Source organism: Pacificoceanicola algae (assembly GCF_049341065.1).
Lineage (GTDB): Bacteria > Pseudomonadota > Alphaproteobacteria > Rhodobacterales > Rhodobacteraceae > Pacificoceanicola.
In genome coordinates this window covers 66,508-89,096 of sequence record NZ_JBMPIX010000001.1, presented here as the reverse complement: position 1 = coordinate 89,096, position 22,589 = coordinate 66,508, and the positions used below count along the sequence as shown (strand labels likewise).

The following is a 22,589-nucleotide window of genomic DNA, read 5'->3' as shown; positions in this document are numbered from 1 at the left end:
GTTTTCCGGGTCTGGGACAAATGTTAGCGCATTTCTGGACGTGAGGCCAGCTTTTCTGAGCGGTCGGAGTGGATGGCCAAACCAAGCGCCGCTTTTGGGGTCACCCAATTCCGGCGCTGGCGTTCAGCCAATGGAGGAGACCAAGCAAAGCAGGTACTTGGCCCCCTGCCCCTGAGCCGTGGAAAAGCTGATCGCGCCATAGGGGCGAAAGCGCAGCGCGTCCCCCGGCGACAGGTCAAACCCGCGCCCGTCAACCTCGGCGCGCATATAGCCCGAAATCATCACCAGATGATGTTCCTGCCCCGGCACGGCGGGCGCCTTTTGTCGCCAAAGCGATCCCTGCGCCAGACGGCATTCAAAGACCTCTCCGGCCAGCGCCCGCGAAGACGGGGAAACCGTGCGGCGCATATAGCCCGATGCCGGCTCGCGCATGACCGGCTGATCGTCGCGTTTGAGATGCGCGGCAAAGCCCTCTTCGACCATGGCCAAAATGCGCGAGGGTGTGACCCCGTAGGCCGCTGCCAGCCGGGAAAGCACTTCTGCCGAGGGGCTGACTTCAGCGTTCTCGATCCGCGACAGCGCCGCCCGGCTGACCCCACTATGCGCGGCCAGTTGATCCAGTGTCCAATTCCGTTCGGCGCGCATGGCGGAAAGGCATTCGGACAGTCGTGATGTCAATTCAATAGTCATGTGCTCTCATCGGGAACGGTTCCCGCGATTCAGGCTACGCTGCCGACTGCAATGCGGGCAAAACAATTTGGCCAAATGTCACGGAACTGTCAGCTTTTGAGCGCTTTGAACACATTACGTGAGGCCGATCGGGCGTCAGAACCCGCGCATCACCTGATTGGCGGTAAAGGCCAGGTCGTAAAAGCGGCTTTGCAGCCCCGGAGCGGTCAACCTTGGCAAAGAAGTCACCGGCAATGGCAAGTGGTCGTGCGGCGCACCCGCCAGAACTTCGGCCAAGGCGCGGCCGAACAGGGTGCCCGTGGTGATGCCGCGCCCGTTATACCCCATCGGCGTCCAAAGCCCGTCCGCAAGCTGGCAGATGCGCGGCATGTGATCCGGCGTCATTGCGATCTTGCCATCCCAGCCTTCGACGAAATGCACATCGCCCAGATCGGGGAACAACCTTGCCAGCCGCCTGCGCGCCCAGCGCGCGCTGACCCCGCTATCCGGCGTGCCGATCATCCGCCCCATCGAGCCGATGATCACGCGCCCGGCAGCATCCCGCGTCAGTGAGGTCATCACCGGCGCCGTATCCCAAAGCCCCTGCCCTCCGGGCATCACGGCTTCGGTCGCCGCCCCCAAAGGCTCGGTAGCCAATTGAAAGAAATGGATGGTGGAAAAGGCCCGTTGCATCGCTGGCCATAATGTCCCGCCATAGGCGTTGGTCGCCATCACCACCTGAGGCGTCTCAAGCACGCCTTGACCGGTCTGGACACGCCAGATGTCGCCGTGACGATTCAAGCCCGTGACTGGCACACCGGTGCTGATCCTCGCGCCTGCACCACGCGCCGCCCGTGCCAGCCCGCGCGCATAACCCATCGGATTCAGCTTGCCCGCGCGGCGGTCCAAAAGCCCGCCGTGGTAAAAGTCTGTGCCGGTGCGCTCGGCGGTTTCCTCGCGGGTCAGCAGATCGACCGGCGCGCCAAGCCGTTGCCAGGCTACATGCCTGCCCTGAAGATCACGCAGCCCGGCGGGGGAATGCGCCGCATGGATCGACCCTTCGCGCCGCGCCTCGCAGCGGATCTGATGCTTTTCGATCAGATCAAAGACCGCCTGCGGCCCCTTGCCGAACAATTCCAGAAAGCGCGGGCCTACTTTGGGGCCAAGCGTGTCCAGCAGCTTGTCCGGCGGCACCCAAAGCCCCGCGTTCACCAGGCCGACATTGCGCCCCGAGCCGCCGTATCCGACGCATTGCGCCTCGAGCACATGCACCGACAGCCCCCCCTCGGCCGCGAAAAGCGCCGTCGACAGGCCGGTATAGCCCGCGCCGATCACCACCACGTCGGGCGCGCCCTCAACAGGCGCTTCGGCGGCTGTATCCATGGGCGACTCTTGCGCGCTCAGGTTCCAGAGTGAGAGGCTGTCCATCGATAAACCTTAGCTGAACCGCCGCGCAAACTGGCAGGGGGATCAAGCCTCGTCAATCGGCGCCGGTGGTGAAATAATCGGGAAATTCATCCTGCAAATCCGGCACTCTGCGGATCGTACCGGACAAATGCGCCCGCATCGCCGCGACTGCGGCATCGTGATCACCCGCGTCGATGCCATCGATGATCGCCGTATGCGCGGCGATGATGTCCGCCATCTTGCCGTCGCGCTGCAGGTCCAGACGTTGGCACCGCGACAGATGCCCCAACTGCCGTGCCAGCATGGCGTGCAAACGGCCCATGCCCAGCGCCTCGAACAAGGTCAGGTGAAAACTGCGATCCAGCGCATCGAACATGTCCATCTGGTCGGTATCCCCGACCAACGCGCCCTGCATGTGCAAGACCGCGCGGGCCCGCCGCAGGTTGTCTTTGTGACCGCCTTGCGCAAGTTGCCGCACCACTTCGCTTTCGACGGCCACGCGCAGGAAATGGGTTTCATGCAGTTGCTTGACGTCGATCCGGCGGACGGTGGTGCGCGATTGCGGCACGATACGAACCAACCCATCCTGTTCGAGCTTTTGCAGCGCCTCGCGGATCGGTGTCTGACTGACGCCCATCTGCTCGGCCTCCTCGCTACGAGAGATTACCGCGCCCGGTGGCAGGTCAAGCGTGATAATCCGGCGGCGCAGCGCGTCATAAGCCGCCTGCGAGGCTGGAACCGACGCGGCTTCTGCTCCGCCGTGTGATAGCGTCAATTCCGATACAAACTGGCTCTGGCTCACCTGTGATTGCCCTTTTTCTCTGCCTCCGTCGCAGGGCTCGCCCCTGCCGGAAAAGTCTTTGCACCAATCCCCGGGTCGGTTGCAAACCGCAACGTTGACCACTTTAATGTACTAATATATCAGTTGACTCGTCAAGCTGGACAGCAGGAGGAGTGCTTGCCCGGCAATTGTGACAACCCAAAGGGAGGAACCTCATGAAATTCAATCTTCTGAACGGATTTACCAAAGCGGCCTTGATGGTCTCGGCGATGGGAATCGCGGCGACCGCCGCTGACGCGGCAGACCGTGTCCTGAAAATCCAGACGTCATCCAATGCCAGCCATGCCTCGCTGGCCTATTTGAACAAGGAATGGGTGCCAAAGCTCGAAGCCATGACCGGCGGATCGTTGACCGTCGAACTGCTGCCTGTCGATGCTGTCGTTCCGCGCCGCGAAACCGCCGAGGCGATCAGCGTAGGCATTCTGGACGGCGACCTCACCTCGATCAACTATTTCGCAGGCATCGATCCGGCCTTTGCCCTTATGGGCGATCTGATTGCGGGCTATGACAGCGCCGACCAGATCCAGGCCTATTGCGCGCAGGGCGGCGGCAAGGAAATGCTGCAAAAGCTGTTTGACGCGCATTATGACGGCGGCGTCCACGTGATCGGCTGCGGCGCCTATGCCCGCGAGGCGTTTGTGTCCAAGGTGCCGATCCGCGGCGTGGCCGATTTCAAAGGTGTCAAGGTGCGCTCGCCCGAAGGGCTGGCAGCCGATGTCTTCAAGCGTGTCGGCGCGGCCCCGGTGTCGATGTCCGGCTCTGAAACCTACGGCGCGCTGGAAAAGGGCGTGATCGACGCGGCGGACAACTCGGCCTATGCCAACAACGACGCAAATGGCATGCACAAGATCGCCAAGTTCCCGATCTTCCCGGGCATCCATTCGACACCGATCCTGCAGTTCACCATCGGCCAGGCCGTCTATGACGAGCTGAGCGAGGCCGAACAAGTCGCGCTCGAAACCTGGTATCTGGCTGCCTACAACGGTCTGCGTCAGTACTTTGACCGCCTCGACCGTCAACTGGTCGCACGTGACAAGGCCGCGGGCGAGTTGGAAGTGATCGACTGGCCGCAGGCCGAGCGCGACGCCTTCCGCAAGATCGCTCAGGAAGCCTGGGCCGATTTCGCAGCGCAAAGCCCGCTGGCGAAGGAAGTCTACGACTCGCACATCGCCTTCATGAAAGAAGCTGGCCTGCTGTAACCTGCGCGTCCCGGGGCCGCCCCGGGACCTGACACTTGCCCTCCCGGCCGCCTGAAGGGGCTTGGCCGGGAGGTGCCGGAGACCGCCCGGTTCGGGAAAATCCAAAGGTCGACACCAAACAACACAGATCCGGGCCACCCGGACAACACCGGAGGGGGAGCCATGTCGCGGACAATAGACAACGCGCTGGAAGAGACCGAAATCGAGATTGGCGCACAGGATCCACTGCACGAGGAAGCCGATCTGAGCCGCGACGACTATACCATCGTCGAACACGTCAGCCATATCTCGGGCATCGCCATTTCCTGCTTTTACCTCGTGGCCGCTTTGGCGACGCTTTACGAGGTCTTCTCGCGCTACGCGCTGAACGCGCCGACCTTCTGGGCCTTTGAGACCGTGATGGTCACCGTCGCCGCCGCATGGATGCTGTCGGCGGGCTACGTCACGATGAAGCAACGCCATATCGCCATCACCGTGATCCACGGGCTGGCCAGTCGCAACCAGCGCTGGTGGCTGGACCTGTTCGCCATGGTTGTGGGTGTTGCGGCGCTTTACATGCTGCTGACCGATGCTTCAATCCGTGCCTATGACAGCGTCATGCGGGTCGAGAAATCCGGCTCGGCCTTCAACTCTCCGCTGCCGATGATGATGAAAGGGCTGATGGTCACCGGCGCCTTCATGTATCTGGCGCAGCTGATGATGAACCTGAACCGGCATGTGCAGGTGTCCTGGGCGCGCTGGCTGATCAAGGCCGTCGGGGCCTATTTCATCGTCTACTTCGTCGCTGCCTTCCTGTCGCACGTGATGGACGTGCAGATTGCCAGCGTGTTTTCCGATTTCATCACCGGTCTGGGCAAGGAAATGGACCCGTCCAAGGCTCTGCAATTGCGCAAGATGGATCTGGGCACAATCTCGATCATCATGGTGGTGCTGCTGATCGCGCTGATGATGACTGGCATGCCGCTGGGCATCGTCACTCTGGCGGTTTCAGTCATCATGGCGATCGGCTTTTTCGGGCCGCGCGGGCTTTTCCTTGTGTCCTCGAACGCCGTGGGCCTGCTGGAGCACTACAGCCTTGTCGCGGTGCCGTTCTTTGTCCTCATGGCCTCGATCCTTGAGCGGGCGGGCATTGCCGAAGACCTGTTCGACGCCATGTCGGTCTTTGCCGGAAACCTGCGCGGCGGGGTGGCGGTGCAAACCACCGTCGTCGCCGTGATCCTTGCCGCCATGTCCGGCGTCATGGGCGGCGAGATCGTCATGCTGGGCCTTGTCGCCCTGCCCCAAATGTTCCGCCTTGGCTATGACCGCAAGCTGACCATCGGTCTGATCTGCGCATCGGGCGCCTTGGCGACGCTGATCCCGCCCTCGATCATCATGATCGTCTACGGCCTGAGCGCCGAGGTCGGCATTGGCGATCTGTTCATGGCCGGGGCCATTCCCGGCGTCATGCTGGCGATCTTTTACGCTGGCTACGTACTGATCCGGGTGAACCTGAACCACAGTCTTGCCCCGACCGCTGCCGAAGTGGCGGAAATGACCGGGTCCGAACAGAAACTGTCGCGCGAACGTCTGACCGCCGTGTTGCTCTGCATCTTGCTGATCGCCGCCGTGATGGGCTCGATCTATGGCGGTGTCGCCTCGGTGACCGAGGCTGCGGCTGTGGGCTGCATCGGAGCGATGGTGGTGGCGGCGGTACGCAACAAGTTCAAGTGGGATGTGCTGTCGGCAGCGCTGCTGGGCACCATGACAACCGTCGGCACGATCATCTGGCTGGTGCTGGGCGCGGTGTCCTTTGTCGGCATCTTCAACCTTGTGGGGGGCGGTGAATTCATGCGCTCGCTGTTCCTTGACCTCGGCCTGAGCGCCATGGGCACGGTGCTCGTGATGATGTTGATCCTGATGGTGCTGGGCACCTTCATGGAATGGATCGCCATCGTGCTGATCACCGTGCCGGTCTTTGCCCCCGTGGTCATGACACTGGCCCCCGAACTGGGTCTGACCGAGGATCAGGCGAAAATCTGGTTTGGCATCCTTTTTGTAATGAACATCCAGATCTACTTCCTGTCGCCGCCCTTTGGCCCCGCCTGTTTCTGGCTGAAATCGGTCGCGCCCAAGGACGTCACCCTGCAGGAAATCTTTCTCGCGGTGCTGCCCTTTATCGGGCTTCAGATCATCGGCCTGTTCCTTGTGATGATGTTCCCGCAAATCGCCCTCTTCCTTCCCGAACTGCTGAATTGAGGAAACCCCAATGATCGGACGCGATTCACATGACGACATCAACGGGTATGGCATCTGGCCCTGGTTGTTTGGGCTGGTCCTGGCTGGACTGATCATCTTTTTGATGTTCACCTTCGCCCAACCGATTTCCTGAGGAGCCCACCATGACAAAGAAACCCGAAGACCTGCGCAGCGCCCGTTGGTTCGCGCCGGATGATCTGCGCTCCATGGGGCACCGTTCGCGTGCCATGCAGATGGGCTGGACCGCCGATGACTGGGAAGGCAAACCCGTCATCGCCATCATCAACACATGGTCTGACCTGTCCCCCTGCCACCACCACCTGCGCGACCGCGCCGAATGGGTCAAACGCGGGATCTTGCAGGCGGGCGGCACACCGGTGGAAATGCCGGTGCATTCCTTCTCGGAACAGTTCCTGAAACCCACCTCGATGCTGTATCGCAACATGGGCGCGCTCGAGGTCGAGGAAACCCTGCGCTCGCACCCTATCGACGGGGCAGTGCTGATGGGCGGCTGCGACAAGAGCACCCCGGCGCTGGTCATGGGCGCGGTCTCGATGGGCTTGCCCTTCATCTACATGCCCGCGGGCGCCATGCTGCGCGGCAACTATGCGGGCGAAAAGCTGGGCAGCGGCACCGACGTCTGGAAATACTGGGACGAACGCCGCGCCGGAACCATCACCAAGGACCAATGGGATGGTGTTCAGGGCGGCATCGCACGCAGCTATGGCACCTGCATGACCATGGGCACCGCCAGCACGATGATGAGCATTGCCGACGGCTGGGGCCTCACCCTGCCCGGGGCCTCTTCGATCCCGGCCCCCGATGCCGCGCACAAACGCATGGCCGCCGCCTGCGGGCGACGCGCGGTTGAAATGGTCTGGGAGGATCTGACCCCCGACAAGATCATGACCTGGGAATCCACGCGCAATGCCGTGACGGTCGCCATGGCCACGGGCTGTTCGACCAACGCCATCATCCACCTGATCGCCATGGCCCGCCGTGCCGGGGTGCCGCTGGAACTGGACCACCTCGACGAGATCGGCCATGCCACGCCCGTTCTGGCCAATATCCGCCCCTCGGGCAAAGAATACCTGATGGAAGATTTCTTTTACGCCGGCGGGTTGCCCGCGCTGATGAAGGAACTCGGCGACAAGCTGGACCTGTCGGTGATGACGGTGAACGGCAAGACCATGGGCGAAAACATCGCCGAGGCGGTCAATTACAATGATGACGTGATCCGCCCGCTGTCGAACCCGGTCTATCACGAAGGCTCTCTGGCGGTTCTCAAGGGCAACCTTGCCCCTGATGGCGCGGTGATCAAACCCGCCGCCATGGACCCCAAGTTCCAGACCCACAAAGGCCCCGCCATCGTCGCCGACAGCTATGCCGAGCTGAAAACCATCATCAACGACGAAGACTATCCGATGACGCCCGACCATGTGTTGGTGCTGCGCAATGCCGGGCCGCTGGGGGGCCCCGGCATGCCTGAATGGGGGATGATCCCGATGCCCAAGGCTCTGCTCAAGGATGGACACCGCGACATGGTGCGTCTGTCCGATGCGCGGATGTCCGGCACCTCATACGGGGCATGCATCCTGCACGTCGCCCCCGAGGCGTTTATCGGCGGACCTCTGGCATTGATCGAAACCGGGGATATCATCGAGGTCGACATCCCGAACCGAACCCTGAATGTCGCCCTGTCGGATGCCGAACTGGAGGCCCGCCGCGCCAAGTGGCAAGCCCCCTCGCCGCGCTATGAACGCGGATACGGCCAGATGTTCTCGAAACATGTCGAACAGGCGGACAAGGGCTGTGACTTCGACTTCCTGCGCACGGACTTTGGCGGACCAGTGCCGGAACCGGAGATCAACTGATGAACCGCATCCGCATGGCCCTGACCGGCATATCCGGCATCCTTGTTGCGCCTTACGACAGTGTGGGGGAATTGGCTCCGGAGCGTCTGGCCCCGATCATCGACCGCGCGATAGGCGCCGGGGTCGATATCCTTGTGGCCAATGGCAACACCGGCGAATTCTATGCGCTGGACGAAGCGGAAAGCCAGTTGTTTACGGAACACTCCGTTCAGCTAGTGGCGGGCCGCGTGCCGCTCTTTGCAGGGATCGGGCGCGGCATCCGCGAGGCGACGCGTGCTGCCGCCCATGCGAAATCCGTGGGCGCCGATGCCCTGATGATCCACCAGACACCCGATCCCTTTGTCGCCCCGCGCGGGCTTGAGGATTACGTCAAACGCGTGGTCGAGGCGGGCGATGGCCTGCCCGCCATGCTGTACCTGCGCAATGACGCCATCGGCACCGATGCCATCGCCCGGCTGACCGCGATCGACGGCGTCGCAGGTGTCAAATGGGCAACGCCCAATCCAATGAACCTTGCCCGCGCCATCGACGCCTCCAGCCCGGATGTGATCTGGGTCGGCGGTCTGGCCGAGGTCTGGGCTCCGCCGCTTTGCGCCGTGGGTGCACGCGGATTTACCAGCGGATTGATCAATGTCTGGCCCGAACGCTCGGTCGCGATCCGCGATGCGCTGAATGCAGGCGATTACCAGCAGGCCAACACGCTGATCGCCGGGATGCGCCTGTTCGAGGACGTCCGGGCCGAAGAGATGGGCGGCACCAATGTGACCGGCGTCAAATCCGCCCTCGCCCTGCAAGGTCTGGACTGCGGCGCCGTGCGCCCGCCCGGCGCCTGGCCGCTGACTGGAACGCAGGCAGCAACTCTGTATTCATTCATGCAAGACAACGGCCTGTTGGCCTGATCGCCAAGGAACATCCATATGACTGATCATCCGCTGAACTCCGAAACCAAGGCAAAACTGGAACAGGTCTCGGTCGCCACCTTGTGCACCGCGCTTTACAAACGCGGCCTGCGCAATCAGGTCATTCAGGACGTGCACCCTTTGTCCCAAAAGGGCAAGAACATGGTCGGCCCGGCCTTTACCCTACGCTATATGCCCGCCCGCGAAGACCGCAACACACTGGCCGAGTTCCGCAATCCCAAGCACCCGCAGCGCCACGCAATCGAAACCTGCCCCGAGGGCGCGGTGCTGGTCATGGACAGCCGCAAGAATGCCACGGCGGCCAGTGCTGGCGACATCCTGATCACCCGCCTGATGATGCGCGGCGCGGCTGGGGTCGTGACCGACGGCGGCTTTCGTGACGCCATGCGGATCGCCGAACTCGACATGCCCGCCTATCACAACCGGCCCTCCAGCCCGACCAACCTGACCATCAACGAAGCCATCGACATCAATGTGCCGATCGGGTGCGGCGATGCACCGGTCTTTCCCGGCGATATCGTGGTGGGCGACGATGACAGCGTCATCATTATCCCCGCCCATATGGCTGACGAGGTGGCCGCCGAGGCGATAGAGATGACAGCCTACGAAGATTTTGTCGTCGAACAGGTCAAAGGTGGCGCCACGATCATCGGGCTCTACCCGGCGACCAAGGAAGAGAACCTCGAGAAATTCGCAAAATGGCGGGCCGAAAACGGACGCTGAAACGGGCTTCTCGGGCTGCAATCAGGGAGAACGGAAATGACACTGAGATTTCACGGCATGGCCAGCGTTCTGGCCGCAACCGCTCTGGCCAGCCCACTGGCTGCCGAATGCACGGCACAGGCCTTTGCGCAGGAGGGCGTCACCATCACCGCCGCCGAGGCGCTGCCCGCAGGCGAGGACAGCCCCCTTCCCCATTGCCGCGTTACCGGTGAGATGAACCAGCGCACCGGCGCGGACGGCATGGACTATGCGCTGGGGTTCGAATTGCGTCTGCCCGACGACTGGAACGGGCGCTTTGTCCACCAGCTGAACGGCGGCAACGATGGCGAGGTCAAACCGGCCTTTGGCCCCTTGATCAGCGGCAACAAGGCCGACACCGCGCTGGCGCGCGGCTATGCGGTGGTGTCGTCGAACGCAGGCCATGACGGCAGCAAATTCAAGGACTTCGGTCTTGCGGGCGGCTCTCGGTTCGGCTTGGACCCTGCGGCCCGCGCCGCCTATGGCTATACGGCCGTGCGCGATCTGAACCCGGTGGCCGAGGCATTGGTGCAGGGGTATTACGGCAAGCCCATCGCCTATTCCTACGGCATCGGCGGATCGAACGGCGGACGCCACGCCATGGTCGCTGCCGCCCGCTATCCCGAAATGTTCGACGGCCTTCTGATCGGCTATCCCGGTTTCAACCTGCCGCGCGCGGCGCTTCAACATGCGCTGGATGTGCAGGCCTTCCGATCCGTCAGCGACGATCTGAAAACCGCCTTCAGTCGCGACGATCTGAATTTTGTATCCACAAAACTGCTTGAGGCCTGCGATGATCTCGACGGGCTGAAAGACGGGCTGATCGCCGACAGCAATGCCTGCCAAAGCGCATTCGACCCCGCGTCTCTGACCTGCTCGGATGGCCAGAACTCGGCCTGCCTGAGCGCCGATCAGACCTCTGCGCTGGAAACCATCCATGCCGGACCAAAAGACGCGAATGGCGAACAGCTTTATTCCGACTGGGCATGGGACACTGGTATCGCCTCGGGCAATTGGCGTTTCTGGAAGCTTGAAAGCCCGATCCCGCCCTGGAGCAACAAGCCGATCATCGCGGTCATGGGCGCGTCATCACTTGCGCAGATTTTCACGACTCCCCCGACACCCGTCGGGGGCAGCCCGGAGGAACTGGAACAGTTCCTGCTGGATTTCGACATACCCGCCCGCGCGGACGAGATCTTTGCCAAGACCGAAAGCTTCCCCGAAAGCGCCATGGACTTCATGACGCCGCCGGGGCTGGATGATCCCAAACTGACCGAATTCAAAGCCGCAGGTGGCAAGATGCTGATCCTGCATGGCCAAAGCGATCCGGTGTTTTCCGTGCGCGACACCGCCCGTTGGTACGAAAAGCTGGACGCCAACAACGGCGGCAATGCCGAAGAGTTTGCGCTGTTCTACCGCAATCCCGGCATGCCTCATGGGGCCGGAGGCCCTTCGACCGACGATTACGACGTGCTCACGCCCTTGGTCGACTGGGTCGAGAACGGCAATGAACCGGGCGCCATCATCGCTGGCGTGACCAAGGATAATGCCGAAGCGCAGGCTGCCTTGGGCGACATCACCCGGAAGCTCTGCCCCTACCCGCAGGTCGCGCGCTACAAAGGCGGCGATGCCTCAAGCGCCGCGAGCTTTGCCTGCGAATGACCAAGGGGGCCTCTCCCGTAATCCGACTCGATCCGCGCGACAACGTCGTTGTTGCCCGGGTTGATCTGGTTCAAGGAACCCCCGTCCCGGCCGAAGCCATCACCGCGCTTCAGGACGTGCCCCTTGGGCACAAGCTGGCCACGCAAGCAATTGCCAAAGGCGCCCCGGTTCTGAAGTACAATACCGTGATCGGCTATGCCGGTGACGACATTCTGCCCGGCACCTGGATGCACAGCCACAATGTGTTGATGGACGAGGTGCAAAAAGACTATCGCTTTGCGCAGGACTATCTGCCCGCACAGCTCTTGCCTGAGGATCAGCGCGCGAGCTTCATGGGCTATACCCGGGACGACGGGCGCATTGGCACGCGCAACTACCTTGGCGTCTTCATCACCGTGAATTGCGCAGCGACTGTGGCCCGCAAGATTGCCGATTACTTCGACGATGAGCGTCTTGAGGACTATCCCAACGTCGATGGCGTGGTTGCCTTTGTACACCAACAGGGTTGCGGCATGGAGGCCACGGGCGAGCCCATGGATCTGCTGCACCGCACGTTGGCCGGATACATCCGCCATCCCAATATCGCCGGGGCGCTGGTCTGCTCGCTGGGATGCGAGCGCAATAATCTGGAACGGTTCTTTGCGGATACCGCACTTGAAGCGGGCAAAGCCTTGAAAACCCTGCGCATGCAATCACTGGGTGGCACCAAGGCAACCATCGACGAAGGCAAGGCGCTGATCCGCCAGATGCTGGCGCAGGCCAATGCCATCCAACGCGCGCCGGTGTCTGCCGAACATATTCGGATCGGGCTGCAATGCGGCGGATCAGACGGGTTTTCGGGACTATCGGCCAATCCCGCGCTGGGGCGCGCTGTCGACCTGTTGGTGCAGCACGGCGGCACCGCGATCCTGTCGGAAACCCCCGAGCTTTACGGTATTGAACACACCCTGACCGCCCGGGCCCGCAACGAAGACGTAGCTCGCCAATTGCTCGACCGCATCCAGTGGTGGCTGAATTATACCGATGGCCGCGATGTGCAGATGCAGGGCGTGGTCGGCCCCGGCAACCAGCAGGGCGGCCTTGCCAATATCATCGAGAAATCTCTGGGCGGCGCCAAGAAAGGCGGCTCGACCGGGATCGAAGCGGTCTACAAATATGCCGAAGCCGTCACCGAACGGGGCCTCGTGATCATGGACACGCCGGGCTATGATCCGGTCGCCGCGACGGGTCAGATCGCGGGCGGCGCAAACCTGATCTGCTTTACCACCGGGCGCGGCTCGTGCTTTGGCTCGTATCCCGCGCCGACGATCAAGCTGGCCAGCAACACGCCGATGTTCACGCGCATGGCAGGCGATATGGACATCAACTGCGGTCCGATCATCGACGGGACAAAGACGCTTGAAGAGATGGGGCAGGAGATTTTCGAGATGATCCTTGCCGTTGCTTCAGGGCAAAAGTCCAAAAGCGAAGACCTTGGCGTCGGAGAAGAGGAATTCGCCCCCTGGCCGATCGGCGTGACGGGGTAAGCAGCTTGTCCCACCGCGACTTTTTTGGGGTGATACAATACAGTTCGGCATTTACGTCCGGCATCGGCTATGTCGAACCAATGCGCGGCGCGGCGCAAGTGTGACACCTTGACCCTGTCCCGCGAGCCGCGCCATTGCCCTTTTGTCATAAAACCGTTACCGGCGCGGTCAAAGAGGCGTCTGAATCCATGTTTCCGGCAATCTGGAAAAACTACATCCTTCCTATCCTGAGCCGCCCCGCGCAGTTTCAGGTGGCCGGGCTTTGCTATCGTGCAGCGCCCGAGGGGCTGCAGGTTTTGCTGATTACCTCGCGCGAGACGCGGCGCTGGATCCTGCCCAAGGGCTGGCCCATGGCGGGCTTGAAAGCCAGCGGCGCCGCCGTGATGGAAGCCTGGGAAGAGGCTGGCGTCAAGCCGACCAGCAAGCCGCCCAAAAAGGTCGGCCGCTACCGTTATCCCAAGATCACCTCGGGCGGTGTGCCGGTTGACACCGATGTCGATGTCTATGCAATCGAAGTCGGTAGCCTGAGTCAGGATTTCCCCGAAGCCGGTGAACGCACCCGGCAGTGGGTCTCGGCTCAAGAAGCCGCCGAACGCGTCAATGAACCGGACCTGAGCGCGTTGCTGCTTGAGTTCCCCGAACAGATCAGGGGCACGAACCCTGCCCCCATGCCCAAAAACAAAAGCGAGGCCCAGTCGTGAGCGACCAGAACAACGCAGATCACATGCAAACGCTCGACCGTGATCTTGGCCGAGTCAACAGCCTTGAAACCGCCGCGCTTTATTCCTCTAGACCGCTGCTTGGCGTGGGGATCTCGGTGGTTTTCATCGGGCTTGCCGCGCTGTTTGCCGGGCTTTGGTCGGGCACACCGCCAACCAGCCTGTTCATTGTCGTGGCCGCCGGACTGGGGGCTTACATGGCGCTCAACATCGGCGCGAACGACGTGGCCAACAATATGGGTCCGGCGGTCGGGGCCAAGGCGCTGTCGATGGTTGGTGCCATCGCCATTGCGGCGATCTGCGAAAGTGCGGGCGCCCTGTTGGCCGGCGGCGATGTCGTCTCGACCATTTCCAAGGGGATCATTGATCCGGCGGGGCTGGCCGGAGGCCATACCTTTATCTGGGCGATGATGGCGGCGCTGCTCTCGGCGGCGCTTTGGGTGAACCTTGCCACATGGGTCGGCGCGCCTGTTTCGACCACGCATTCGGTTGTGGGCGGGGTCATGGGCGCCGGGATCGCCGCCGCTGGCCTCGGCGCGGTCAGCTGGCCGACCATGGGCGCGATTGCCGCCAGCTGGGTGATTTCCCCGGTGCTGGGCGGTGCGATTGCCGCCGCTGTGCTGGCCTTCATCAAGTGGCAGATCATCTACCAAGAGGACAAGATCGCCGCTGCGCGCAAGTGGGTGCCGATCCTGATCGGCCTGATGGCCGCCGCTTTTGGTGCCTATCTTGCGCTCAAGGGGATCAAAAAGATCGTCAAGATCGACATCGGCACCGCACTGTTGATCGGCGCTGGGATTGGCGCTGCAGCGACCGCCCTGTCGACGCCCTTCGTGCGGCGCCAGTCCGTAGGTCTTGAGAACCGCAACAAGTCGCTCAAGGTGCTGTTCCGCCTGCCGCTGGTCATGTCGGCGGCGCTTTTGTCCTTTGCCCATGGCGCCAATGACGTCGCCAACGCGGTTGGCCCGCTGGCGGCCATCGTGCATGCACAAGAGGCCGGAGACATCGCTGCCAAGGTCAGCATCCCGCTTTGGGTCATGGTTATCGGCGCGCTTGGGATTTCCTTTGGTCTTGTGCTGTTCGGCCCGAAACTGATCCGCATGGTCGGCAATCAGATCACCAAACTGAACCCGATGCGCGCCTATTGTGTGGCGCTTTCGGCGGCGGTGACTGTTATCGTTGCCTCGTGGCTGGGCCTGCCCGTCAGTTCGACCCATATCGCGGTTGGCGGCGTCTTTGGCGTCGGCTTTTTCCGCGAATGGCACGCCGAGCGCCGTTCGCGCCGACTCAGCGGCACCCGCCCCGAGTCCCTGCGCCTGCCCAGCGAAGAGCGCAAGCGCCGCAAGCTGGTGCGCCGCTCGCACTTCCTGACCATCATCGCAGCATGGGTGATCACCGTGCCCGCAGCGGCACTGATGTCGGCCTTCTGGTTCTATTTGCTGACAAGCCTTCTGGGCTAAACCAATAATACCGGCGGGTCGGATCATCCGGCCCGTTTTGACAGGCGCTTGGCCAGTCTCGGTTGAATCGAATTCGCCGAAGATTGCGAACCGACGGCAACCATTAGTTGACATTTTTTCTGCACTCTACGGACCGTATCAGGAATGCCAAGCGGTTCAGAGCCATGTCGTTCGAATGTCAATTTCCCCTTCTGGACGCGGGCTATATCCACCCAGTCCAGCGCAGCGGACTGTGCCTGCAGTCCGGCCTGTCGGGATGATCTGACTTGGCCGTTTACCCCGAAATCCTGTTCTACACCGTCAATCCCGCCGGACTGTTCACCACCAGCATCGGCGGCACCTCTGTCTGGGGCGGCCCTTCGGCCCCCGATGGCAGTGCCACCTTCTTTGACAACGAAGCCGGTATCGAAGGGCAAACGCTAGACGACGACAACTTGGGCGCCGAAAGCGCAACGGCGAATGTCTACACACCCGGCGGCACCAGCGATGGCACAACCGTCGATGCAGAAGTCGTCTGGACCCTGCGGGACACCGTCACCGGCGAGATCTTTGAAGTCGTGCAGCTTGATGTCGAACTTGGCGGCGCCACAGGCCTTTACACGCTGTCCGAAATTCCGCTGGTCCCCGGCCGCAGCTATGAGACGCTGAATTACAACTCCAACCCCGATGTCAATGCGGGCAACCCGGTTTTCAGCTACCTCGACTATGACGCAGAGGCCTTCAGCGGCTATTCCGTTCCCAATCCCACCGGCACCGGCACAGTAGACGGGACAGCCGGCGGCGATGTCATCAATGGCAGCTATCTGGATGCCGAGGGGGAGAGCGTCAGCGCCGGCAATGACACCATCCTCGCCGGAGCCGGAAACGATACCATCAGCGCCGGTGGCGGCAACGATCAGATCTTTGGCGGCGATGGGGCCGACAGCATTGATGCAGGTGACGGCAACGACAGCATCTTCGCCTCGATCAATGGCACGGATACGGTCGATGGCGGCGCGGGCTATGACATCCTTGACGCCTCGCGCCTGGACACCGGCAATTTCAATGTCGACTTTTCCGGGATCGAGGAAATCCACGGCTCCAATCAGGGCGACATCTGGACATGGACGGCGGACACTATCCTGTTTGTCGGCGGAACCGGCAACGACACTATTCTGGCGGGCAGCGGCGCTGACACATTGCAAGGCGGTGTCGGAAGGGACAGCCTGTCCGGTGGCGATGGCAATGACATCCTGCTGGGCGGCGATGGCAACGACACGCTTGTGGGCGGCGCTGGCGCAGACACGCTTGATGGCGGGAATTTGTGGTACGACGTTGTCACTTACGCAGGCAGCACATCCGGCGTGACGATTGACTTCAGCGATGGGCTGGCCGAAGTGGGCGGCGACGCACAGGGCGATGTCCTTATCAACATTGATGAGGTGCTGGGCTCAGACTTCGGCGACACAATGATCGCTGGATCTTCCAATATGGATTTCTCCGGTGCAGGTGGCAACGACAGCTTGATCGGCGGGGCCGGAAATGACCGGTTCTGGGCCGGTGAAGGCGCTGACATCCTGAACGGCGGCGGCGGCGATGACCTGCTTGATGGCCAACAAGACGCCGACACCTTTGTGATCGAGAGCGGCTTTGGTGCGGATACCATCATCGGTGGCGATACCACCCAAACGGGCGTGGATTTCGACACCCTCGATGTGAGTGCAGTCGCAATCTCCGTCACCGCCACATACGGCGGCGATGGCTCCGGCGACCTGACAGATGGTGCAGATACGCTCAGCTTCCAGGGCATCGAAAAACTGATTTTGACCGGCGATGCCGACGTCGTGAACGCGGCCCTCGATACGGCCGGCATTGTCGTTGACGCCGGTGGCGGCGCTGACACGATCACCGGCGGCAGCGGCAATGACACACTGGCAGGCCAAACCGGCGATGACGTGCTCAGCGGCGGCGCCGGCGTTGATACCTTTGACTACAGCGCCGGGGACGGTGCCGACACGATCACCGATTTCAACACCGGCAATACCGGCGGGCTGCTGGATGGCAACAGCGCCAACAACGATTTCATCGACCTCTCCGCCTTTTACGATCATATTGCAGAGCTCTACGCCGATCAGGCTGACGATGGCATTCTCAACCAGTCCAACACATTGGACACCAAGGGCCAGACCATCGACTGGGGCGACAATGCCAGTTTTGGTGCGGGCGGGCTGACGTTCACCGGCGCAACGGCGGATGACTCCTTCTACACCTACGAAAACACCGGGGTTGTCTGCTTTGCCCAAGGCACTTTCATTCGGACCCTGAAAGGTGAAATCCCGGTCGAGCATCTGCGCCCCGGAGACCGGATCATTACCCGGGACAGCGGACCACAAAGGCTGCTTTGGATCGCCCGGCGCGATCTGGGCCGGGATGTTCTGGCGGCGCATCCGCAGCTGCGGCCGATCCTGCTCGCGCCGCAATTGACGAACGGGTACCGGCCACTAGCGGTCTCTCCGCAGCATGGGGTTGTGATCCGTGATCCCCAGGGAGATGAGGTTCTGGTCCGCGCGGCACATCTGGCCCGACTGCACGGTGGCGGCGCGCGTATCGCGCAAGGCTGTCGAAAGGTGAGCTATTTCCATTTGATGCTCGCGGCCCATCAGATGATTTATGCCAATGGCACCCCAAGCGAAAGTTTCTACCCCGGCGCTCAAGCCATCGGCACTCTGAATCGTTCTGCGCGGCGGCAACTTGCCCGGTTGTTCCCGGGTTTGCCGGTTCTGGGAATCAAGGCCTACGGAGACCGTGCTCGCCGCCTGGTTTCATTTGCGCACCTGCCACAACGGTTGTGCCAGATCACTTGCCCGCGTTGCTAAGTCGGGCGGGTTCAGCAGCTTGATCCTTGTCATTGAGCCGCACTGCAAACCTCTTAAGATTGCACCGACGTCGCAGTCACGAGGACCAAATGCCGAGCCAAGCCAAGCCATCCGCACCTCTGCCTGCACAGGGGACCACCCCTGAGGGATCAGTGTTCCGCACGCAGGGCCTGACCAAGCTTTACGGCGGCAAGGACACGGCCCCCGTGCGGGCGCTGGACGGCGTCGATCTGGCCTTGCCCAAGGGCGAGGTCGTCGTGCTTCTAGGGCCCTCCGGCAGCGGAAAATCCACGCTCTTGAACATCCTTGGCGGACTGGATCAGGCAACTTCGGGGAAGGCTTGGTTCCATGACAAGGAACTGACCGCGATGAGCGACCGGCAATTGACGCTGTACCGGCGCGACCATGTCGGCTTTGTCTTTCAGTTCTATAACCTTGTGCCCAGCCTGACCGCCCGCGAAAACGTCGCGCTGGTCACGGACGTGGCGCATGACCCGATGCCCACCGAAGAGGCGCTGGCGCTGGTCGGGTTGGACGACCGCATGGATCACTTCCCGTCGCAGATGTCTGGCGGCGAACAGCAACGTGTCGCCATTGCCCGCGCCATCGCCAAGCGTCCCGCCGTACTGTTGTGTGATGAACCGACCGGCGCGTTGGACAGCCGCACCGGCGTTTCGGTGCTTGAGGCGCTGAACGAGGTGAACGTCAAATTCGGGACGACCACGCTGATCATTACCCATAACGCGGGGATCCGGCGCATGGCGCACCGGGTGATCTGGTTTCAGGATGGCAAGGTCACCGAAGTCACCCGCAATGACAGCCGCCTGACCCCGGCCGAGATCGAATGGTGACGCTGCACGCCCTTGACCGAAAGCTGCTGCGCGATCTGTGGCGGCTCAAGACGCAGGCGCTGGCCATCGCGCTGGTGCTGGCCTGCGGCGTGGCGATCTTTCTGACCGGCTTTGGCATGTTGCGCGCGCTTGAGGCAACGCAGCGCGATTATTACGATCGTCAGGGTTTTGCCGATATCTTCGCCACTGCCCGCAGGGCGCCCTTGTCGCTGCTCGACGAGGTTCGGGAAATTGACGGCGTGCGCGCCGCCGAAGCGCGGGTTACAGGCTGGGTGATCCTTGATCTGCCGGGACGCGCGGCGCCGGCCGCCGGACGGGTGCTGTCGCTGCCGGAAAGCAGCGCGAAACTGAACGTGCCAATTCTCGTCAGCGGGCGCTTGCCGGACCCGGACGCGGAAACCGAGGTCGCCGTCAGTGCTCGCTTTGCCGCCGCGAACGATTACCTGCCCGGAGATCGCTTTTCCGCCATCACGGACGGCACACGGATTGATTTCACCATCACCGGCACGCTGCGCTCACCCGAGTTCATCTATGCTTTGCCCCCCGGCGGGTTGATGCCGGACGACGCGGGCTTTGGCATGATCTGGATGCCGCAACGCGCTGCTGCGGCGACCTTTGGCATGACCGGCGCGTTCAATGATCTGACGCTGTCCCTGCGCCGCGACGCCAATCCGGATGCGGTGATCGACCAAGTGGACCGCCTGCTGGAGCCATGGGGCGGCCCCGGCCCGCATGACCGCGAAAAGCAGATCAGCCATTCCTTTCTTCAGGCGGAGCTGGACGGGCTGCGCAACATGACACTTGTTCTGCCGCCGGTGTTTTTCGGCATCGCCGCCTTTCTGGTCAACATGGTGCTGGGTCACATCGTGGCGCTGGAGCGAAGCGAGATCGGGCTGCTCAAGGCGCTGGGATACCGCAACACCGAGATCGGCCTGCATTATCTGGTAATGGCCGGATTGATCGCAATTGTCGGGATCGCCATGGGCTGGGCGGTTGGCGCATGGCTGACCAGCGGCATGGCGCGGATTTACGCGAAGTTCTACGACTTCCCTTGGCTCGTGCGGCCAGAGGGTCTGGACACCTACGCCCTCTCCGGGTTGATAGGATTGTCGGCGGCGGCCATTGGCGCGATGCGCGCGGTCCTTGCGGCGGCGCGACTGGCCCCCGCCGTGGCCATGGCCCCGCCTGCCCCGCCGCATTTCCGCCATGGCGTGCTGGACCGTCTCGCAATCTGGGCGCGCCTGTCGCAATCCGAGATGATCGTCTTGCGCGGCTTGATCCGCTGGCCAATGCGGGCCTTTTCAACATCACTGGGGTTGGCTTTTGGCGTGGGCGTCCTGATCGCCTCAGGCTTTTTCTCGGACTCGATGGATCGGGTGATCGAAAGCGCGTTCTTCAAGGCCAGCCGCCAGCATGCCACGCTTGTCCTGGCCTCGGAAACGACGCTGGAGGTGGTTCAGGACGTCGCCCAGTTGCCCGGTGTCATGCGGGTCGAGCCGCAGTTCGATTTGCCCGCCACGCTTTGGAACGGGCCACTCAGCAAACAAGTGGCCATCAGCGCGCACCCGCCCGGCGGCGATCTGGTGAGGACACTGGACACCGAGGATCGCGTGGTCCCTGTCCCCGCCGAAGGCATCGTGCTGTCAAGCCAACTGGCCAACCATTTGAACCTTGCGCCCGGCGATCTGGTACATATCGAGGTGACCGAGGGCCGCCGCGCCAGCTTTGACATTCCTGTCTCGGGGATCGCCACGCAGTACCTTGGCCTTGGCGCCTATATGCAGCTTGAGGCTCTGTCACGCAGGTTGATGGTCGCCCCGCGCGTGACCTCGTTGAATGTGGCGCTGGACCCGCTGCAGGTGCCCGCCTTTCAGTCCAAGATCAAAAGCCTGCCCAGCGTCGCCTCGCTGGTCATGTTGACCGAGGTGCGCGACAGTTTTCGCGATACTCTGGCGCAGAACCTGCGGATCAGCCAGATCGTCTTTATCATCATCGCCGTGCTGATCACCGTCGGCGTCGCCTACAATGGCGCACGCATCCAGCTGTCGGAAAGGGCGCGCGAGCTGGCCAGCCTGCGCATCCTCGGCTTCACCAAGCCGGAGATTTCGGCGATCCTGCTGGGGGAAACCGCCGCACTGGTGCTGTTTGCGCAACCTTTGGGTTGGGCGATCGGGGCCGGGATCGCATGGCTGATGGTGGTGGGATTTGACAGCGATCTCTACCGCATGCCTCTGGTCCTGACGCTCGCCAATTTCTCCAAGGCGAGCCTTGTGTCGCTTGCCGCAACCGCCGCCGCCGCTTTGATCGTGCGCCAGCGGCTGGATCATCTTGACCTTGTCGCCGTCCTCAAAACCCGGGAATGACCACATGAAACGCAGCACAAGACTCGCCCTCATCAGCCTCTTTGGCCTTGGCCTGATTGGCCTGCTTGTCTGGGGCATCCTGCGCCCGGTGCCCGTCACCGTCGATCTTGCGCGGGTCACACGCGGCCCGATGGAAGTAACCGTCGAGGTCGATGGCGTGACCCGCATCCGCGAGATATGGGAGGTGTCTTCGCCAATCACCGGGACTGCCATCCGCTCTCCCGTGCGGGTCGGCGACGTGGTGGCCGCAGGCGTCACCCCTGTGGCCTTGGTCGAACCGGTCGCGCCCAGCCTGTTGGACCTGCGCAGCCGCACCGAAGCCGAAGCCGCCGTCCACGAGGCCGAAGCCGCGCTGAACGTCTCCAAAAGCCAGCTTGCCCAGGCCGAGGCAGACCTGACCTATGCCAAATCGCAGGTCGACAGAACCAAGGCTCTTGTCGAGCGCGGCGTCGCCTCGCTGGTGCGGCTTGAGGATGCCATGCAGGCACTCAGCGTGGCCGAGGCCGCGCGCAACACCGCCATCTCTGGCCGCGCCATGGCGCAAAGCACGCTGGAGCGCGCGCAGGCCGCCCTGATCGGCCCGGATGCCGCCCGCGATGCCAATGGCTCGTGCTGTGTGCAGATCACCGCCCCGGCCGATGGCGTGGTCCTGTCGATCGACCAGATCAGCGAACGCCCTGTCACTGCCGGCCAGCGGCTGCTGACCATCGGCGATCCCAGCGATCTCGAAATTGTCGCCGACCCGCTGTCGCGCGACGCCGTGCGCATCCCCGAAAGCGCTGAGGCGCGGATCACCCGGTGGGGCGGCGACGGCACCCTTTCCGCCAAGCTGCGCCAGATCGACCCGCTGGCGCGCACCGAGGTCTCCGCCTTGGGAATCGAGGAGCAGCGGGTCGAAGCGATCTTTGACTTCATATCACCACCAGAAGACCGCCCGGGCCTTGGCGACGCCTACGCCCTGCGCCTCGAGATCATCGTCTGGCAGGCGCCAGATGTGCTGACGGTGCCCTTGGGCGCGCTGTTCCGGCAGGGCAACGACTGGGCGGTGTTTGCCGATGACGGCGGCTATGCGACGTTGAAAACCATCGAAATCGGTCGCCGCAACGATCAGGTCGCTGAAGTGCTGTCCGGCCTTTCAGAGAACGAACAGGTTGTCAGCCACCCCGGAGATGCGGTGATCGAAGGCGCACTGCTTGCGCCGGCGGTGCGTGAATGACGCGACCCCGCGCCCTTGAAACGCAAAAAGGCGCCTCAGGCAGGGCGC

The 22,589-nt window shown here is 62.6% G+C and carries 17 protein-coding genes; 14 read left to right on the top strand and 3 right to left on the bottom strand.

Going from position 1 to position 22,589, the window contains the following annotated elements; translation table 11 throughout:
- Positions 1–123 precede the first annotated feature (123 nt).
- The 3 genes from ACOYQJ_RS00420 to ACOYQJ_RS00410 form a co-directional block, all read right to left on the bottom strand.
- Positions 124–690 (bottom strand): helix-turn-helix domain-containing protein, encoded by a 567-nt coding sequence (locus tag ACOYQJ_RS00420; protein WP_422904020.1) that lies wholly within the window; start codon positions 688–690, stop codon positions 124–126.
- 135 nt (positions 691–825) lie between these two features.
- Positions 826–2,052, bottom strand: coding sequence for an NAD(P)/FAD-dependent oxidoreductase (locus ACOYQJ_RS00415; RefSeq protein WP_422904019.1), 1,227 nt, complete (start codon positions 2,050–2,052; stop codon positions 826–828).
- A gap of 97 nt (positions 2,053–2,149) precedes the next feature.
- Complete coding sequence (locus tag ACOYQJ_RS00410; protein WP_422904018.1) at positions 2,150–2,878, bottom strand: GntR family transcriptional regulator; 729 nt, start codon at positions 2,876–2,878, stop codon at positions 2,150–2,152.
- A gap of 194 nt (positions 2,879–3,072) precedes the next feature.
- On the opposite strand from ACOYQJ_RS00410, the gene ACOYQJ_RS00405 reads away from it, so the two are divergent.
- From ACOYQJ_RS00405 to ACOYQJ_RS00340, 14 genes are all read left to right on the top strand, one after another.
- Complete coding sequence (locus ACOYQJ_RS00405) at positions 3,073–4,116, top strand: TRAP transporter substrate-binding protein (RefSeq protein WP_422904017.1); 1,044 nt, start codon at positions 3,073–3,075, stop codon at positions 4,114–4,116.
- Between the two features lie 162 nt (positions 4,117–4,278).
- Positions 4,279–6,354, top strand: coding sequence for a TRAP transporter large permease subunit (locus tag ACOYQJ_RS00400; protein WP_422904016.1), 2,076 nt, complete (start codon positions 4,279–4,281; stop codon positions 6,352–6,354).
- Positions 6,355–6,364: 10 nt separating this feature from the next.
- Positions 6,365–6,487: a dihydroxy-acid dehydratase gene (locus ACOYQJ_RS00395; protein ID WP_422904015.1), complete on the top strand. Its 123-nt coding sequence runs from the start codon at positions 6,365–6,367 to the stop codon at positions 6,485–6,487.
- Positions 6,488–6,497: 10 nt separating this feature from the next.
- Entirely contained in the window at positions 6,498–8,228 is a 1,731-nt protein-coding gene (gene araD, locus ACOYQJ_RS00390) for an L-arabinonate dehydratase (protein WP_422904014.1), read from the top strand.
- Complete coding sequence (locus ACOYQJ_RS00385) at positions 8,228–9,127, top strand: dihydrodipicolinate synthase family protein (protein ID WP_422904013.1); 900 nt, start codon at positions 8,228–8,230, stop codon at positions 9,125–9,127. Before araD ends, ACOYQJ_RS00385 begins: the two co-directional genes overlap by 1 nt.
- An 18-nt stretch (positions 9,128–9,145) precedes the next feature.
- Complete coding sequence (locus ACOYQJ_RS00380) at positions 9,146–9,871, top strand: ribonuclease activity regulator RraA (RefSeq protein ID WP_422904012.1); 726 nt, start codon at positions 9,146–9,148, stop codon at positions 9,869–9,871.
- A gap of 36 nt (positions 9,872–9,907) precedes the next feature.
- Positions 9,908–11,551 carry a tannase/feruloyl esterase family alpha/beta hydrolase gene (locus ACOYQJ_RS00375; RefSeq protein WP_422904011.1) on the top strand — a complete coding sequence of 548 codons (1,644 nt, stop codon included), beginning with the start codon at positions 9,908–9,910 and terminating at the stop codon, positions 11,549–11,551.
- Positions 11,548–13,077: a UxaA family hydrolase gene (locus tag ACOYQJ_RS00370; protein WP_422904010.1), complete on the top strand. Its 1,530-nt coding sequence runs from the start codon at positions 11,548–11,550 to the stop codon at positions 13,075–13,077. The genes ACOYQJ_RS00375 and ACOYQJ_RS00370 overlap by 4 nt, the downstream gene beginning before the upstream one ends.
- Positions 13,078–13,265: 188 nt before the next feature.
- Positions 13,266–13,778 carry an NUDIX hydrolase gene (locus ACOYQJ_RS00365; RefSeq protein WP_422904009.1) on the top strand — a complete coding sequence of 171 codons (513 nt, stop codon included), beginning with the start codon at positions 13,266–13,268 and terminating at the stop codon, positions 13,776–13,778.
- Between the two features lie 23 nt (positions 13,779–13,801).
- Positions 13,802–15,256 carry an inorganic phosphate transporter gene (locus tag ACOYQJ_RS00360; protein WP_422904428.1) on the top strand — a complete coding sequence of 485 codons (1,455 nt, stop codon included), beginning with the start codon at positions 13,802–13,804 and terminating at the stop codon, positions 15,254–15,256.
- A gap of 266 nt (positions 15,257–15,522) precedes the next feature.
- Complete coding sequence (locus tag ACOYQJ_RS00355; protein WP_422904008.1) at positions 15,523–18,111, top strand: Hint domain-containing protein; 2,589 nt, start codon at positions 15,523–15,525, stop codon at positions 18,109–18,111.
- A gap of 152 nt (positions 18,112–18,263) precedes the next feature.
- On the top strand, positions 18,264–18,962 hold the full coding sequence (locus ACOYQJ_RS00350; protein ID WP_422904007.1) for an ABC transporter ATP-binding protein: 699 nt from the start codon (positions 18,264–18,266) through the stop codon (positions 18,960–18,962).
- Positions 18,956–21,325 carry an ABC transporter permease gene (locus ACOYQJ_RS00345; RefSeq protein WP_422904006.1) on the top strand — a complete coding sequence of 790 codons (2,370 nt, stop codon included), beginning with the start codon at positions 18,956–18,958 and terminating at the stop codon, positions 21,323–21,325. Before ACOYQJ_RS00350 ends, ACOYQJ_RS00345 begins: the two co-directional genes overlap by 7 nt.
- Before the next feature lie 4 nt (positions 21,326–21,329).
- On the top strand, positions 21,330–22,541 hold the full coding sequence (locus ACOYQJ_RS00340; RefSeq protein ID WP_422904005.1) for an efflux RND transporter periplasmic adaptor subunit: 1,212 nt from the start codon (positions 21,330–21,332) through the stop codon (positions 22,539–22,541).
- The last annotated feature ends 48 nt before the right edge of the window (positions 22,542–22,589 follow it).